Here is a 14,844-nt window from a genome sequence, read left to right on the forward strand (position 1 = left end):
CTTTTTGGTATACAAGCGCCTGTTTATCCCCTGCGGGCCCGCGTGGGGGAGTCTGGCCGGGCCCAATCCCGGGCGCGGGGGGGGGGCGCCCGGCGCACCGGCGGGGCGGCCGCCTTCACAACCCTGAAAATTTTGGCTGACCTTGAAGGGTGACCGTCATGGCTACTCAGCAGACCCGTTCGCTTGCCCGCTTCATGATGGCGCCATCCGTGGTGCTGCTGTTCGTCTGGATGATCGTTCCGCTGGCATTCACCCTGTGGTTCTCCTTCCAGCAGTACAATCCGCTCAACCCGATCCGGGACGGGTTTGTCGGCTTCTCGAACTACGCGCTTTTCTATTCCAATCCGGCATTCCTGCAGTCGATCCTCAACACGCTTGTCCTCGTGGCCAGCGTGCTTTTGATCACGGTGATCGGCGGCATCCTGCTGGCGCTGCTGATCGATCAGCCGATGTGGGGACAGGGCATCGTCCGCATCCTCGTCATCTCGCCGTTCTTCGTCATGCCGCCGGTCGCCGCACTTGTCTGGAAGAACATGATCATGCATCCGCAATACGGCGTCTTTGCCGACATTGCGCGCTTCTTCGGCGGGCAGCCGATCGACTGGTTTGGGCAGTATCCCATGCTGGCGATCATCATCATCGTCGCCTGGCAGTGGCTGCCGTTTGCGACATTGATCCTCTTGACGTCCCTGCAGTCGCTCGACGGCGAGCAGAAGGAAGCCGCCGAGATGGACGGGGCCGGCTTCATCAGCCGCTTCATCTATTTGACGCTGCCGCATATGTCGCGCGCCATCACCGTCGTCATCCTGATCCAGACGATCTTCCTTCTGTCGGTCTATGCCGAGATCCTCGTCACCACCAATGGCGGCCCGGGCTACGCCTCCACCAACCTGCCCTTCCTCGTCTACCAGAAGGCACTGCTGGAGTTCAAAATCGGCCAGGCATCCGCCGGCGGTATCCTCGCCGTCATTCTCGCCAACATCGTCGCCTTCTTCGCCATGCGCGCGGTCGGCAAGAACCTGGATAAATAAGGGAGGAAACGATGGCACGTGCAGTCAGCACCCAGCACAAGACGATCGCGACCGCGGCCGCCTGGATCGTCGCCCTGCTGATCTTCTTCCCGATCCTCTATACGATCATCACCTCGTTCAAATCGGAGCAGGAGGCCATCCAGGGCTTCAACCTGCTTCCGTCGGGAACCACGGAGAGCTATACGGCGGTCGAGGCGCAGAGCGGCTACTTCAAGTTCTTCCTCAACTCGGTGTTCCTGTCGGTCGGCTCGACTATCCTGGCCTTGCTCGTCGCCATACCGGCGGCTTGGTCGATGGCGTTCTCGCCGGGCAAGTGGACCAAGGACATCCTGATGTGGATGCTTTCCACCAAAATGATGCCGGCGGTTGCCGTGCTGTTCCCGATCTACCTGATCTTCCGCGATACCGGATTGCTCGACAGCCGCATCGGTCTGATGATCATGCTGATGCTGATCAACCTGCCGATCGTGGTGTGGATGCTCTACACCTACTTCCGCGAAATCCCAGGCGAGATCCTGGAAGCGGCGCGCATGGATGGCGCATCGCTCTGGAACGAGATCGTCTATGTGCTGACGCCGATGGCGGTGCCGGGCATCGCCTCGACGATGCTGCTCAACATCATCCTGGCATGGAACGAGGCGTTCTGGACCATCCGGTTGACCACCACCGAGGCCGCCCCGCTCACCGCCTTCATCAGTTCCTTCTCAAGCCCGCAAGGGTTGTTCTGGGCCAAGCTTTCCGCCGCCTCGACACTGGCGATCGCGCCGATCCTGATCATGGGTTGGTTCAGCCAGAAGCAGCTGGTGCGCGGCCTGACCTTTGGCGCCGTGAAATAACAGCACCGCAAGCGGTGAACGACCGACAATAACCCCTCGGGGAGGAAACAATGGGAAACATCACGCTCAAGCACGTCTCCAAGTCGTTCGGCTCGACGATCATCATTCCGGGCATCGACCTGGTCATCGAGAACGGCGAGTTCGTCGTCTTCGTCGGCCCGTCGGGCTGCGGCAAGTCCACGTTGTTGCGACTGATCGCCGGGTTGGAGGACACAACCGCCGGCACCATCAACATCGACGGCCGCGACGTCACCGGCGAGGCGCCGGCCAAGCGCAAGTTGGCCATGGTGTTCCAGTCCTATGCGCTCTATCCGCACATGACCGTTGCCAAGAACATTGCCTTCCCGCTGAAGATGGCGGGGGAGGACCAGGCGACTATCGACAGGAAGGTGAAGGACGCGGCGCGCATCCTGAACCTCACCAACTACCTCGATCGCCGCCCCGGCCAGCTCTCCGGCGGTCAGCGCCAGCGCGTCGCCATCGGCCGCGCCATCGTGCGCCAGCCATCAGCCTTCCTGTTCGACGAACCTTTGTCCAACCTCGACGCTGCGCTGCGCGGCACCATGCGGCTGGAGATCAGCGAGCTGCATCATCAGCTCAAGACGACGATGATCTACGTCACCCACGACCAGGTCGAGGCGATGACCATGGCCGACAAGATCGTCGTGCTCAATGCCGGCAACATCGAACAGGTCGGCTCGCCGATGGAGCTCTACAAGACGCCGAAGAACCTGTTCGTCGCCGGCTTCATCGGTTCGCCGAAGATGAACCTGATCGAAGGTGGGCCGGCGGCCAAACATGGCGCCAAGACTGTCGGCATCCGTCCCGAGCATATGAACATCTCGACGACTTCAGGCGAATGGAAAGCCACGGTCGGCGTCGCCGAGCATCTCGGCTCCGACACGTTTTTGCACGTGCAGGCCGACGGTGTCGGGCCGCTGACGGTGCGCGCCGACGGCGAACTGGCCGCCCATCACGGCGACACGATCTATCTGACGCCGGACAAGACCAAGCTGCACCGCTTCGGCGCCGACGGAAAGGCGATGGTGCAATGAGGCTCGAGGGTAAATCGGCGCTGATCACCGGATCGGCGCGCGGCATCGGCAGGGCGTTCGCCGAAGCCTATGTCCGCGAGGGCGCCACGGTCGCCATCGGCGACATCAATCTCGAAGCCGCCGAAAAGACGGCTTCGGAGATCGGCGGCAACGCTTACGCCGTGAAACTGGACGTCACCGACATCGCTTCGATCGAGGCGGCGGTCAAGGCGGTCGAGACAAGGACCGGCGGGCTGGACATTCTGATCAACAACGCCGCTCTGTTCGACCTGGCGCCGATCGTCGAGATCAGCAAGGCGAGCTATGACAGATTGTTTTCCGTCAATGTCGCCGGCACGCTGTTCATGCTGCAGGCCGCCGCCCGCTCGATGATCGCGGCTGGTCGGGGCGGCAAGATCATCAACATGGCGAGCCAGGCCGGGCGCCGCGGCGAGGCGCTGGTCGCCGTCTATTGCGCTACCAAGGCCGCCGTTATCTCACTCACCCAGTCGGCCGGGCTCGACCTGATCAAGCACCGCATCAACGTCAACGCCATCGCGCCGGGCGTCGTCGACGGCGAGCACTGGGACCATGTCGATGCCCTGTTCGCCAAGTACGAGAACCGGCCGAAGGGCGAGAAGAAGAGATTGGTCGGAGAGGCGGTGCCTTACGGCCGCATGGGCACGGCGCAAGACCTCACCGGCATGGCGGTGTTCCTGGCCAGCGACGACGCCGAATACATTGTCGCCCAGACCTACAATGTCGATGGCGGCCAGTGGATGAGTTGAGGGGGCGAAGGCGCTCTTCTCCCCGTCTCCTCCACGGGGAGAAGAGCCGTCCCGCCAAAGGATAAAAGCAGATGACCGTGAAACTCTCTTCTTCCATCCTCGCCAAGCTTCCGCCTGAGGTCGCCGGCCCGAAATATGATCGCGCGGCGCTCAAGGCCGGCATCGTCCATTTCGGCGTCGGCAACTTCCATCGCTCGCACCAGGCCGTCTATCTCGACGATCTGTTCAATGCGGGCGTCGGCCACGACTGGGCAATTGTCGGCGCCGGCGTCTTCGAGGGCGAAAAGGTCGGCCGCGGCAAGTTGCAGGAGCAGGACTGGCTGACCACCGTGGTCGAGCAGGATTCTGGCCACATGAGCGCCCGCGTCACCGGCGTCATGATCGACTTCCTGACGCCGGGTGACGCGCCCGCGATCATCGAACGGCTTGCCGATCCGGCGATCAAGATCGTTTCGCTGACCATCACCGAGGGCGGCTACTTCATCGACCCGGCGTCGGGAATGTTCAATCCGACCCATCCCGATATCGTCGCCGATGCGCAGCCGGGAGCAACGCCGAAGACTGTTTTCGGCATCATTCTTGCCGGGCTGATGCGCCGCCGCGACGACGGCATCGTGCCCTTCACGATCATGTCCTGCGACAACATCCCCCACAACGGCCATGTCACCGCTGATGGCGTCATCGGTCTCGCGCGGTTGATAGACGAGGATCTGGCGAACTGGGTGAGCGAGGAAGTCGCCTTTCCCAACGGCATGGTCGACCGCATCACGCCGGCCACCACCGACCGCGAGCGTGGCATTCTGTCGAGCGAATTCGGTCTCGACGACAACTGGCCGGTGTTCTGCGAGCCGTTCAGGCAATGGGTGCTGGAGGATCATTTCACCGACGGCCGCCCTTCGCTGGAAAAAGTCGGCGTGCAGTTCGTCAGCGATGTTGCGCCCTATGAGCTGATGAAGATCCGCATCCTCAATGGCGGTCATGCGACCATCGCCTATCCAGCCGGGCTGATGGACATCCATTTCGTCCACGAGGCGATGCAGGAGCCGCTGGTGCGCGGCTTTCTCGAAAAACTGGAGCACGACGAGATCATCCCGACCGTGCCGCCGGTGCCGGACACCGTGCTGGAAGACTATTATCAACTCATCGAGCACCGCTTCTCCAATCCGAAGATCGGCGACACCATCCGCAGGCTTTGCCTCGACGGCTCCAACCGGCAACCGAAATTCATCATCCCGACCATCGCCGACCGGCTGAAGGCCGGCAAGGGCGTCGCCGGCCTGGCGCTGGAATCGGCGCTCTGGTGCCGCTACTGCTTCGGCACCACAGATTCCGGCGCCGTCATCGAACCCAATGATCCGAGTTGGGACCGGCTACAGACGACCGCCAGGGCGGCAAAGGATGCGCCTGCCGTCTGGCTGGCCATGGAAGACATCTATGGCGATGTCGGCCGCTCGGCGCCGTTTGTCGAAGCCTTTGCCAATGCGCTCAAGGCGCTCTGGGCCGACGGTGCACGTGCGACACTGACGCGCTATCTCGCCGGCAATCTCTAAGATCGGCTCAGCGCATGAGGCCCGGCCGATGAAGGCCCTCAATGACGCCTGACCTGGTCATTTTCGACTGCGACGGCGTGCTGGTTGATAGCGAGGGGCTGTCGGTTTCGGCGCTGCTCGGCATGATCGCGCTCGCCGGCGGCAGTGTCAGCGAGGACGCCGCCTATGAGCATTTCCTCGGCAAGAGCATGAAAAGTGTCCGCGAAATCCTCGGCCGCGACTTCGGGCTTGATATCACCGACCAACACCTGAGCGAGATGCGCGTCGAGCTGATGCGCAAATTTCGCGAGGAGCTGAAACCGATCCCCGGCATCGGGCAGGTTCTGCCGAGCCTCGCCATGCCCTGCTGTGTTGCTTCCTCCGGCACGCTGGAGCGTATCCGCTATGCGCTCGAGGTCACCGGGCTGCTCGGGCTGTTCGAGCCGCATCTGTTCAGCGCCGCCATGGTGGCGCGGGGCAAGCCGGCGCCGGATCTGTTTCTCTACGCAGCTGCCAAAATGGGAGCAATCCCGCGAAATTGTCTCGTCGTCGAGGACAGCCCCGCCGGCGTCGCGGCGGCACGGGCGGCGGGCATGCGCGTCCTTGCCTTCACCGGCGGCTCGCACGCGGGCAACCCGGCACTGAAAGCGCGGCTTGCGTCGAGTGAACCGGACTTTATATTCGCTGACATGCTGCAATTGCCCGATCTGATTGCAGGCCTGGGAGCGAGAGTAAGAACATCTTGACGAAAAGTTTCGTTTGCGCGGTCGATGTCGGCACCGGGAGCGCCCGTGCGGGCATTCTCGACACCAGAGGCACCTTGCTCGGTCGCGCCGAGCACCCGATCGTCATGAACCGGCCGAAGGCCGATCACGCCGAGCACGATTCGCAGGATATCTGGTCGGCGGTCTGCATTGCCGTGCGCGCCGCCCGTGAAAAGGCCGGCCTGGCAGCTGAGGACATTGTCGGCATCTCTTTCGACGCCACCTGCTCGCTGGTGGTGCGCGGCAAGGATGGTGGCCAGCTCAGCGTATCGCTGTCGGGCGAAAGGCGCTGGGACACCATCGTCTGGCTCGATCACCGCGCCATTGCCGAGGCCGATGAATGCACCGAAAGCCGCCATGCCGTGCTCGACTATATCGGCGGCGTCATGTCGCCGGAAATGGAGACGCCGAAGCTGATGTGGCTGAAGCGCAACCTGCCCGGAACATGGAACGAAGCCGGCTATCTATTCGACCTCGCCGACTTTCTTAGTTGGAAAGCGACCGGTTCGCTCGCCCGCTCGCAATGTACGCTGACTGCCAAATGGACCTATCTGGCGCATGAAGAGACCGGCTGGCGGCACGACTTCTTCCAAGCCGTCGGGCTCGGCGATCTTTTTGAGCATGGCAATCTGCCTGACAAGGCCAGCCCGGTCGGCGCCGATATCGGCCGGCTGAGCGCGCAAGCTGCGACTGAGCTTGGTCTTACCGAACAATGCCGCGTCGGCGCCGGCGTCATCGACGCCTATGCCGGCGCGCTCGGCGTGCTCGGCGGCTTCGCCGGCGACGAAACCAACATCGGCCGGCATCTGGCGCTGATCGCCGGCACCTCGAGCTGTGTCATGGCGATGTCGCCCGACCCGCAACCCTTTGCCGGCGTCTGGGGCCCGTATTATGGTGCGGCGCTTCCCGGCCTGTGGCTGTCGGAAGGCGGCCAATCGGCCACCGGCGCGCTGCTCGACCATATCATCCGCTGGCATGGCGCCGGCGGTGAGCCGGACACCGCCATGCACGCGAGGACCGCCCGGCGCGTTGCCGAGTTGCGCGCCATGGAGGGCGAGAATCTTGCGGGAAGGCTGCATGTGCTGCCGGATTTCCACGGCAACCGCTCGCCGCTCGCCGATCCGCATGCGGTTGGCGTCATCAGCGGCCTGACGCTGGATTCCTCCTTCGACAGCCTGTGCAAGCTCTATTGGCGCACCGCCGTAAGCGTCGCGCTCGGCGTGCGCCATGTGCTGGAAGCACTGAACGAGAACGGTTATCTGATCGACACGCTGCATGTCACCGGCGGTCACACCAAGAACCCGCTGCTGATGGAGCTTTATGCCGATGCCACCGGCTGCACTGTGGTCGAGCCGCTGGCCGACGAGGCGGTGCTGCTCGGCACCGGCATGATCGCCGCCACCGCCGCCGGGCTTTTCCCCAATCTCAACACTGCATGCATCGCGATGCAGCAAGGCGGCAAGACGCGGGAGCCCAATCCGGCGGCTGCCGGCCGGTTCGACCGCGACTATCGGGTGTTTTTGGAAATGCACCGGCAGAGACAGGCGCTGGACGCGATCCGATAGGCGCGAACAAGCCTGCAATGCGTCTGCTATCTCTGATTCCACCGCCGGATGATTGGTTCGCTGAGGTCGTGGTCGTAGCCGAGTACGCTTATGCTGGCGGTATCCAGCACGAACAGAGCGCCATCTTGCGGCGGCAGGCCGAGCCAGCGCGCGGCCAGCACCCTCAGGAAATGCGAGCTTGAAAACACCAGGACGTTGCCGTTGACGTCACGCAGCTCGTCAACGATCCGATCCGCCCTTGCGCCGACGTCGTCTGCCGCCTCGCCGTCAGGGCAGCCGTCGCGAAAGAGACGCCAGCCGGGCCGTTCGATGCGGATCTGCTTTGTGGTCAGCCCCTCGTAAGCGCCGTAATTCCATTCCGCCAGATCGGCCTTTCTCACGCCGGCCGAACCGAAGCCGGCCAGCGTACAAGTCTTGAAGGCGCGCTGCGACGGGCTCGACCAGACGGCCTGGAACGAAAGGCCCTGCAACCGCTCAGCGACCCGCCCGGCGGCCTCCTCGCCGGCAGGTGTCAACGGTATGTCGGTCCGCCCGGTGTGCTTTCCAGACGCGCTCCATTCCGTCTCGCCATGCCGGACTAGGTAGATTTCAGGAAACGCGCTCATCCTCATGCCTTTCGATGGAATCCGATGTGATGCCCGCTCTTCAGATCGGCCAACGACACAATCATAGCGGCTTCTGCGCTCTCTGGCTCAACTCTTCCTCTGAGCCAGCCTCTTGTCATAGCTGCCCATTTCGTAGACAAGCCGTGCTGTTAATGCGGAATCCGGGCCGATCACGGCCATTTTCCGCGCTGAGACGTGGCTTCCGGCTTTTTAGCCGACGCGCCGCAATCGGATAGGCGAAAAAATGTCTGCGATCGAAGCCGGCGCTCGCGCGCCGGAAAATCTTTGGCGTCAGGAAATCAGGGCGACGCTGGCGCTCGCCTGGCCGATGGTGCTCACCAATCTCGGCCAGACCGCGATGACCGCCACCGATGTCATGATGATGGGGCGGCTGGGTCCGGACACGCTGGCCAGCGGCGCGCTCGGCGCCAACCTCTATTTCATGCCGCTGATCTTCGGGCTTGGCCTGATGCTGGCGACCTCGCCGATGATCGCCACGGAACTCGGCCGCCGTCGCCACTCGGTGCGCGATCTGCGCCGCACCGTGCGGCAGGGCCTGTGGCTGGCGATCCTCATCTCAATCCCGATCTGGATATTTCTCTGGTACGGCGAGGCCGTGTTGCTGGCCATGGGCCAGGAGCCGGCGCTGGCGCATCAGGCCGGCATCTACCTGCGCTGGCTCGAATGGGCGGTACTGCCCTTCTACGGCTATATCGTCCTGCGCTCGTTCATCTCGGCGCTGGAGCGGCCGGGTTGGGCGCTGGTCATCGTCTTCGTTGCCGTCGCCTGCAATGTCTTCTTCAACTGGGTGTTCATGTTCGGCAATCTCGGCGCCCCTTCGATGGGCATCGCCGGCTCCGGCCTCGCTACCACGCTGTCCAGCACGCTGATGTTCGCCGGCCTGGCGGCTGTGGTGATGCTTGAGCCGAAGTTTCGCCGCTACCACCTGTTCGGGCGCTTCTGGCGGGCCGATTGGCCGCGCTTCAAGGGGTTGCTGCGGCTCGGCCTGCCGATCGCCGGCCTCCTCGCCTTCGAGGTGACGATCTTCAACGCCGCAGCCCTTCTCATGGGCCTGATCGACGCGGCCTCGCTCGCGGCGCATGCCATCGCCATCCAGATCGCCTCGGTCAGCTTCATGGTGCCGCTCGGCCTCAACCAGGCGGCGACGGTGCGCGTCGGGCTCGCTCATGGCGCCGGCAATCCGGAAGGGGTTTCCCGCGCCGGCTGGACCGCCTTTGTCATCGGCGTCTCGTTCATGGCGCTGATGGGGCTGGTGATGATCCTGTGGCCGCAACTGCTGATCAGCGCCTTCATCGATCTCGGTGACCCGGCCAATGCCAGGGTGATCGGGCTTGCCGTGTCGTTCCTGGCTTTTGCCGCGCTGTTCCAGATTTTCGACGGCGCACAAGCGGTGGCCGCCGGCATGCTGCGCGGCCTGCACGACACCAAGGTGCCGATGATCTATGCGGCGATCGGCTATTGGGGCATCGGCCTGCCGCTCGGCGTGCTGCTCGCCTTCTATTCCGGCCTCGACGGCGTCGGCATCTGGATCGGCCTGTCGTTGGGGCTGGCGGTGGTGGCGGCGCTGCTTCTGGCACGCTGGCTGCGGCGGGACAGGATCGCGCCGCCGCTCTCCTTTGGACATTGATGAAAGCGGCTTCCTCACGAGTAGGGCGGGGTCGTGACGTCTATGGATATTCCGTCTGATTTGCACTCGCGGCCTGTGGGCTTAAGTCGCTTTGCAACTCCTTTGGCACTGGAAGGCTTGAGCACCGCGAGTGCACCGCGCGAGCGAACAATTTTCGTTGCTTCTGCTGGTGCTCCTTGATGGCTGCTGCGAGCCCTAATCCGTAGGGGCCAAGAAAGACGCCGGTTCCCCAGCCCGGCTGCTTTTTTTCGCGAGCATCGTACTCCGAAGCCTCCATGCGGGCTTGCTGGCATTCCGGCGACGCCCATTTCCGGTCTTGCTTCGAAAGCGACGCTCCATAGTCGACCGGAGAGGTCGCGCATCCAGCCGCTGTCGCGGCCAACGCGACGAACATTGCAATTCTCATCCCCAAGCCCTTGATAAAGCATTGTGAGAGTACACAGAACTTTTCTTCTAACAAGGAGGTAGCTCCGAGGCAGCTTCCTAGTTTGTAGCCGCCCGTCGTTCAAGCGAGCGTGCGTACTGCGTCAGCGGGAAGCACATGATGAAGAAGATCAGCGCCACCAGCCCATAGACGGTGAAGGGTTCGAAGGTCGCGTTGTTGATCGCGTTGGATGTCCTGACCAGTTCCTCGAAACCGATGATCGAGGTCAGCGCGGTCGACTTGATCAGCTGCACCAGGAAACCGACGGTCGGCGCGCGGGTGATCGAGAACGCCTGCGGCAGGATGATCAGCCTCAGTTCTTGCAGATAGTGGAGGCCGAGGCTGGCGCCGGCATCCCACTGGCCGCGCGGCAGCGCATCGACGCCGCCGCGCCAGATTTCGGCGAGATAGGCGCTGGCGAAGAAGGTGAGGCCAAGTGCTGCGGCGGTCCACGGTTCGATGCGCAAGCCCAGCATCGGCAGGCCGAAGAACATCAGGAAGAGCTGCATGAGCAGCGGCGTTCCCTGGAAAAGCGCGATGTAGCCCGACGCCAGCCGCCGCGCCCATTTATTCTTGGCGATCCTGAAGAACAGCACGACCATGCCGACCACACCGCCGCCGACGAAGGCGGCCAGCGACAGAAGCACCGTCCAGCGCGCGGCGAGCACAAGGTTTCGGACGATATCCCAGAAGGTGAATTCGATCATGACACGCCGGCTCCCAGAGCGCGGCGGCCGCCGCTGACCAGCAGCCGGCGCAGCCCCATCGACAGGACGAGATAGACCATCGTCACCACGAAATAGGTCTCAAAAGCACGGAAGGTGCGCGCCTGCAGCATGTCGGCCTCGTAGGTCAGTTCGCGCACCGCGATCTGCGACACCACGGCTGACTCCAGCATCATGATGATGATCTGGCTGGTCAGCGCCGGAAAGATCACCTTGAGCGCCTGCGGCAGCACGATCTTGACGAACACCTGACGTGGCCGCAGCCCGAGGGCCAGTGCTGCTTCCGTCTGCCCGCGCGGCACCGCGTCGAGCCCGGCGCCGACGATCTCGATCGTGTAGGCCGCCATGTTGAGCGTCATTGCCAGCATGGCGGCCAGCAGCGGATCGAGCCTTATGCCGATGCTGGGCAGCCCGAAGAAGATGAAGAACAGCTGCACCAGGAATGGCGTGTTCCTGATAATTTCGACATAGATGCCGATCGCCCGCTTGAGCAGCAGGGGACCGTTTCGCCGCCCTGCCGCGCCGAGGATGCTGAGGAACGTCCCCGCGAGCGTGGTCACGACGATCAAAAGGACCGTCGTGGCCGCTCCACGTGTGATCGCACCCATCGCATCGGCAAGCCAGCCGAAGTCGAGGCTGTAGCCCATGATAGGTCCTTACCGGAGATCAATCCTTGAGATTGTCGGGATTGAGCGGTGTTTTGAGCCAGGCCTTCGAGCTTTCGTCCAACTTGCCGTCGGCCAGCATCTTGGCGACCGCGTCGTTGACCGCTTGCTTCAGGCGGTCCTCGTTCTTGTTGAGGCCGATATGCGACGGCGACGTGAGAAGCTGGAACTTTTGTTCTGGCTTCAGCGCCTCCTGGCGGGCGAGCACCTGGGCGCCGACATCGTTGCCGACGACCATCAGCTGGGTCTGACCCGAGATGAAGGCCTGGATGACGGAATTGTAGTTGTCGAAGCGGCGGATGTCGGCCGAGGCGGGTGCTGCCTCGGTCAGCGACGTATCCTCCAGCGTGCCGCGGTTGACGGCGATCGACTTGTCGGCGAGGTCGTCCTTGCCTTCGACCTTGAGCGCGGCCGGGCCGATAACGGCGATATAGTAGGGCGCATAGGCGGCGGCGAAATCGATCACCTGCTCACGCTCCTTGGAGTAGCCGACGCTCATCAGGACATCGACGCGCTTGTCGGTAAGATACGGAATGCGGTTCTGGCCGGTCACGCTGACCAGGTTGAGCTTGACCTTGAGCTGGTCGGCGATGAACTGCGCCACGTCGATGTCATAGCCCTTGATGCTCATATCGGCGCTGGCCGAGGAGAAGGGCGGGAAGTCGGAGAAAATGCCGACATTGATGGCGCCGGCCTTGGTGATGTCGTCGACCGCGTCGGCATTGGCGGTCTGGGTGGCAAGACCGAGGCCGGCGAGCAGCAGCACGCCGGCGATGGATGATTTGAGCTTCATATGAAGTGTCATTGTCGTTCCCTGCTGGAAGCTTGTTTGTTTTGAATGCGGCCGCCGGCTCCAGTGCGGCGGTCGCCTTGGAAGTTCTTGTCTAATGCGTCAGGCTTTGTTGCCTGAGATCGCCGGGCTGAAGACCATCAGGCTGAGGATCTCGAACAGCACCTGCGCGCCGGCATGGGCCGTGTTGGTGGTTGCGTCATATTGCGGCGCCACCTCGACGACGTCGCCGCCGACGATGTTGAGCCCCTTCAGGCCGCGCAGGAGTTCAAGCACTTCCCGCGTGGTCAGGCCGCCTACTTCCGGCGTGCCGGTGCCCGGCGCGAAGGCCGGGTCGATGCTGTCGATGTCGAAGGACACATAGGTCGGGCCATCGCCGACGATCTGGCGCGCTTTCGCAATGATGGCGGGGATGCCGAGGCCGGTCACCTCTTCGGCATGGACCACGGTCATGCCGGATTCGTAGGTGAACTCCCACAGATATTCGGCTGAACCGCGAATGCCGATCTGGATGGTGCGCGACGGGTCGAGCACGCCGTCCAGCACCGCGTTGCGGAACGGCCCGCCATGGTGGAACTTAGTCATATCGAACAGGCCGCTGGTATCGCAGTGGGCGTCGATATGGATCATGCCGACCGGCGCCTTTTTGCCGACAGCCTTCAGGATCGGGTGGCTGATCGAATGATCGCCGCCGACCGATAGCGGGATAACGCCCGCATCGACGATCTGGTTGGTGCGACGCTCGATATCGTCATGGCTGGTCTCCAGCCGATAGCGGCTCTGGAACGGCACGTCGCCGATATCGGCCACCTTCAGCTCGTGCGTCGGCGCGCATTCCAGCACATGGTTGTAGGGACCGATGCGCTCGATGGCGCGCAGCGCCCTTGGCCCGAAGCGGGCGCCGGGCCGGTTGGTCACGCCAAGGTCCATCGGCACGCCGATCATCGCCACCTGCAGGTCGCCGAAATCCGGATTGTCGGCGGCAATTTCCCGGTAGGGCGCAGCGAGGAAGGTCGGGATGCCGGAATAGGGCGCCAGCCGCGTGCCGCTCTTGGAGAAGATCTTGTCGGCGACGCGCCGGAATTTGGGGTCGAACATCTCGCCGCCATGGCTCTCGCCATATTTGCGGCGCAACGCTTCGAGCTTGCCGCGATCATAACCCATGTCGGTCCTCCATGGCCTGGTGCATTGCGGCCATCAATGACGGTCGCCATCCTGCCGGTTGCCTGCGGATTTCACGTCTTGAAGCTGTTCGACCCAAAGTGTCTTGCAGCTGCATTGAAAAATCAATTGATATTGTTAGGGTCTTTGCTGTGAGAAAATCTCACATTAATATTGAGCACGATCTTATCCGAAGCCGGGTTCAACTTTTCGGGAATCGTGACCCTTCGAGGCTCCGATGGCCAAGCGTCTGCCTCCCCTGAATCCATTGCGCGCCTTCGAGGCGACGGCGCGCCATGCCTCGCTGACCAAAGCGGCGGCTGAGCTCAACGTCACCCACGGCGCCATCAGTCATCAGATCAAGGCGCTCGAACAGTCGCTTGGCGTCAAGCTGTTCGAGCGCGCCGGCCAGCGGGTGAAGCTAACGCCGCACGGCGCCGAATTGCTGCCGGCGGTGTCGACCGCCTTCGACGGCATCGCTGCCGCCACGCAACGCATGACGAGGCCGGCGAGCACCGGCGCCCTCTCGGTGTCCTGCGTGCCGGCGCTGCTGCTGCTGTGGATGATCCCGCGGCTCGGCAGCTTCACCTCGCAATATCCAGATATCAGGCTGACGCTGATCCCATCCAACGACGCCAAGGACATCCGTGCACCGCATATCGACGTCTGCGTGCACTATGGCGACGGCAGCTGGACCGATTGCTGGATGCGCAAATGGTCGGGTCTCGAACTGTTCCCGGTGGTCAGCCCGACGCTGATCAACAACCGTCCGATCCGCACCGTGCGCGATCTCGCCGACCACGTCTTCCTGCATGGCGACGACGGCCGCGAGTGGCACACCTGGCTGGCCGCCGCCGATGCGCTGGATCTGGAGCGCGGCCGCCGCCATCATCTCGGCGACGCGCGCATGGCGAGCGAGGCCGCGGTTCACGGCCATGGCGTGGCGCTCGGCGATACGGTGACCGCAAGCGGACTGCTCGCCAGGGGACTGCTCGTCGCGCCGTTCAGCCTGTCGGTGCCGGCGGTCGACGATTTCTACGTCGTCTGCCGCAACGAGATGAGGTCGGCGCCGATCGTGCAGCTGTTCATCGACTGGCTGTTTGCCGAGAAGGAGCAGGCCGACGGCCGCGCCGATGCGCCGGTGGCGGGCCGCATCGGCATCCGCAGGAAGCGCCCGGCGCTGCGAGTGATCGGCGCCAAGACCGCGTCCTGAGGCCGAAATTGCCGAAGCCGCGTACTTGCCGCAGGGTTTTCTTTTTGTCGGGCCAGCCCGCAAAGC

15 protein-coding genes are annotated in these 14,844 nt (G+C 63.3%); 9 read left to right on the forward strand and 6 right to left on the reverse strand.

The genetic code is table 11. The features are described 5' to 3' along the window. Nucleotides 1-158 precede the first annotated feature (158 nt). The 7 genes from NKH12_RS14820 (at nt 159) to NKH12_RS14850 (ending at nt 7,547) form a co-directional block, all read left to right on the forward strand. Nucleotides 159-1,031 carry a carbohydrate ABC transporter permease gene (locus NKH12_RS14820; RefSeq protein ID WP_352953805.1) on the forward strand — a complete coding sequence of 291 codons (873 nt, stop codon included), beginning with the start codon at nt 159-161 and terminating at the stop codon, nt 1,029-1,031. An 11-nt stretch (nt 1,032-1,042) separates the two neighbouring features. Then, complete coding sequence (locus NKH12_RS14825) at nt 1,043-1,867, forward strand: carbohydrate ABC transporter permease (RefSeq protein WP_352953806.1); 825 nt, start codon at nt 1,043-1,045, stop codon at nt 1,865-1,867. A gap of 50 nt (nt 1,868-1,917) precedes the next feature. Next, nucleotides 1,918-2,922, forward strand: coding sequence for an ABC transporter ATP-binding protein (locus NKH12_RS14830; protein ID WP_352953807.1), 1,005 nt, complete (start codon nt 1,918-1,920; stop codon nt 2,920-2,922). Continuing rightward, complete coding sequence (locus NKH12_RS14835; RefSeq protein WP_352953808.1) at nt 2,919-3,689, forward strand: L-iditol 2-dehydrogenase; 771 nt, start codon at nt 2,919-2,921, stop codon at nt 3,687-3,689. The genes NKH12_RS14830 and NKH12_RS14835 overlap by 4 nt, the downstream gene beginning before the upstream one ends. Nucleotides 3,690-3,760: 71 nt before the next feature. Continuing rightward, the gene (locus tag NKH12_RS14840; RefSeq protein ID WP_352953809.1) at nt 3,761-5,239 is read left to right on the forward strand and encodes a mannitol dehydrogenase family protein; all 1,479 of its coding nucleotides are present in this window, start codon (nt 3,761-3,763) and stop codon (nt 5,237-5,239) included. Nucleotides 5,240-5,280: 41 nt separating this feature from the next. After that, nucleotides 5,281-5,964, forward strand: coding sequence for an HAD family hydrolase (locus NKH12_RS14845; protein WP_352953810.1), 684 nt, complete (start codon nt 5,281-5,283; stop codon nt 5,962-5,964). Further along, on the forward strand, nt 5,961-7,547 hold the full coding sequence (locus tag NKH12_RS14850; protein ID WP_352953811.1) for an FGGY-family carbohydrate kinase: 1,587 nt from the start codon (nt 5,961-5,963) through the stop codon (nt 7,545-7,547). The genes NKH12_RS14845 and NKH12_RS14850 overlap by 4 nt, the downstream gene beginning before the upstream one ends. A 26-nt stretch (nt 7,548-7,573) precedes the next feature. Here the strand turns inward: NKH12_RS14850 and NKH12_RS14855 are convergent, their stop codons facing one another. Then, nucleotides 7,574-8,152, reverse strand: coding sequence for a histidine phosphatase family protein (locus tag NKH12_RS14855; RefSeq protein WP_352953812.1), 579 nt, complete (start codon nt 8,150-8,152; stop codon nt 7,574-7,576). Between the two features lie 244 nt (nt 8,153-8,396). Between NKH12_RS14855 and NKH12_RS14860 the strand changes: the two genes are divergently transcribed. After that, on the forward strand, nt 8,397-9,800 hold the full coding sequence (locus tag NKH12_RS14860; protein WP_352953813.1) for an MATE family efflux transporter: 1,404 nt from the start codon (nt 8,397-8,399) through the stop codon (nt 9,798-9,800). 40 nt (nt 9,801-9,840) lie between these two features. Here NKH12_RS14860 and NKH12_RS14865 read toward each other — a convergent pair whose 3' ends face one another. From NKH12_RS14865 to speB, 5 genes are all read right to left on the reverse strand, one after another. Then, nucleotides 9,841-10,206, reverse strand: coding sequence for a hypothetical protein (locus NKH12_RS14865; RefSeq protein ID WP_352953854.1), 366 nt, complete (start codon nt 10,204-10,206; stop codon nt 9,841-9,843). 77 nt (nt 10,207-10,283) lie between these two features. Beyond that, nucleotides 10,284-10,931, reverse strand: a complete 648-nt coding sequence (locus NKH12_RS14870; RefSeq protein WP_352953814.1) for an amino acid ABC transporter permease — start codon at nt 10,929-10,931, stop codon at nt 10,284-10,286. Beyond that, nucleotides 10,928-11,596 (reverse strand): amino acid ABC transporter permease, encoded by a 669-nt coding sequence (locus NKH12_RS14875; RefSeq protein WP_352953815.1) that lies wholly within the window; start codon nt 11,594-11,596, stop codon nt 10,928-10,930. Before NKH12_RS14875 ends, NKH12_RS14870 begins: the two co-directional genes overlap by 4 nt. Nucleotides 11,597-11,615: 19 nt before the next feature. Further along, entirely contained in the window at nt 11,616-12,419 is an 804-nt protein-coding gene (locus NKH12_RS14880) for a transporter substrate-binding domain-containing protein (protein WP_352953816.1), read from the reverse strand. Nucleotides 12,420-12,506: 87 nt separating this feature from the next. Continuing rightward, nucleotides 12,507-13,568 (reverse strand): agmatinase, encoded by a 1,062-nt coding sequence (gene speB, locus NKH12_RS14885; protein ID WP_352953817.1) that lies wholly within the window; start codon nt 13,566-13,568, stop codon nt 12,507-12,509. A gap of 235 nt (nt 13,569-13,803) precedes the next feature. Between speB and gcvA the strand changes: the two genes are divergently transcribed. After that, on the forward strand, nt 13,804-14,778 hold the full coding sequence (gene gcvA, locus NKH12_RS14890) for a transcriptional regulator GcvA (protein ID WP_095517536.1): 975 nt from the start codon (nt 13,804-13,806) through the stop codon (nt 14,776-14,778). The last annotated feature ends 66 nt before the right edge of the window (nt 14,779-14,844 follow it).

The sequence above is a fragment of the Mesorhizobium sp. M1322 genome (assembly GCF_040318085.1).
Taxonomy (GTDB): domain Bacteria; phylum Pseudomonadota; class Alphaproteobacteria; order Rhizobiales; family Rhizobiaceae; genus Mesorhizobium.

What these genes read in the sequence shown, in the direction of transcription:
- NKH12_RS14835 (WP_352953808.1), top strand. Translation starts at nt 2,919, where the DNA reads ATGAGGCTCGAGGGTAAATCGGCGCTGATCACCGGATCGGCGCGCGGC.
- NKH12_RS14820 (WP_352953805.1), top strand. Translation starts at nt 159, where the DNA reads ATGGCTACTCAGCAGACCCGTTCGCTTGCCCGCTTCATGATGGCGCCA.
- NKH12_RS14825 (WP_352953806.1), top strand. Translation starts at nt 1,043, where the DNA reads ATGGCACGTGCAGTCAGCACCCAGCACAAGACGATCGCGACCGCGGCC.
- NKH12_RS14870 (WP_352953814.1), bottom strand. Translation starts at nt 10,931, where the DNA reads ATGATCGAATTCACCTTCTGGGATATCGTCCGAAACCTTGTGCTCGCC.
- speB (WP_352953817.1), bottom strand. Translation starts at nt 13,568, where the DNA reads ATGGGTTATGATCGCGGCAAGCTCGAAGCGTTGCGCCGCAAATATGGC.
- NKH12_RS14845 (WP_352953810.1), top strand. Translation starts at nt 5,281, where the DNA reads ATGACGCCTGACCTGGTCATTTTCGACTGCGACGGCGTGCTGGTTGAT.
- NKH12_RS14855 (WP_352953812.1), bottom strand. Translation starts at nt 8,152, where the DNA reads ATGAGCGCGTTTCCTGAAATCTACCTAGTCCGGCATGGCGAGACGGAA.
- gcvA (WP_095517536.1), top strand. Translation starts at nt 13,804, where the DNA reads ATGGCCAAGCGTCTGCCTCCCCTGAATCCATTGCGCGCCTTCGAGGCG.
- NKH12_RS14860 (WP_352953813.1), top strand. Translation starts at nt 8,397, where the DNA reads ATGTCTGCGATCGAAGCCGGCGCTCGCGCGCCGGAAAATCTTTGGCGT.
- NKH12_RS14865 (WP_352953854.1), bottom strand. Translation starts at nt 10,206, where the DNA reads ATGAGAATTGCAATGTTCGTCGCGTTGGCCGCGACAGCGGCTGGATGC.
- NKH12_RS14875 (WP_352953815.1), bottom strand. Translation starts at nt 11,596, where the DNA reads ATGGGCTACAGCCTCGACTTCGGCTGGCTTGCCGATGCGATGGGTGCG.
- NKH12_RS14840 (WP_352953809.1), top strand. Translation starts at nt 3,761, where the DNA reads ATGACCGTGAAACTCTCTTCTTCCATCCTCGCCAAGCTTCCGCCTGAG.
- NKH12_RS14830 (WP_352953807.1), top strand. Translation starts at nt 1,918, where the DNA reads ATGGGAAACATCACGCTCAAGCACGTCTCCAAGTCGTTCGGCTCGACG.
- NKH12_RS14880 (WP_352953816.1), bottom strand. Translation starts at nt 12,419, where the DNA reads ATGACACTTCATATGAAGCTCAAATCATCCATCGCCGGCGTGCTGCTG.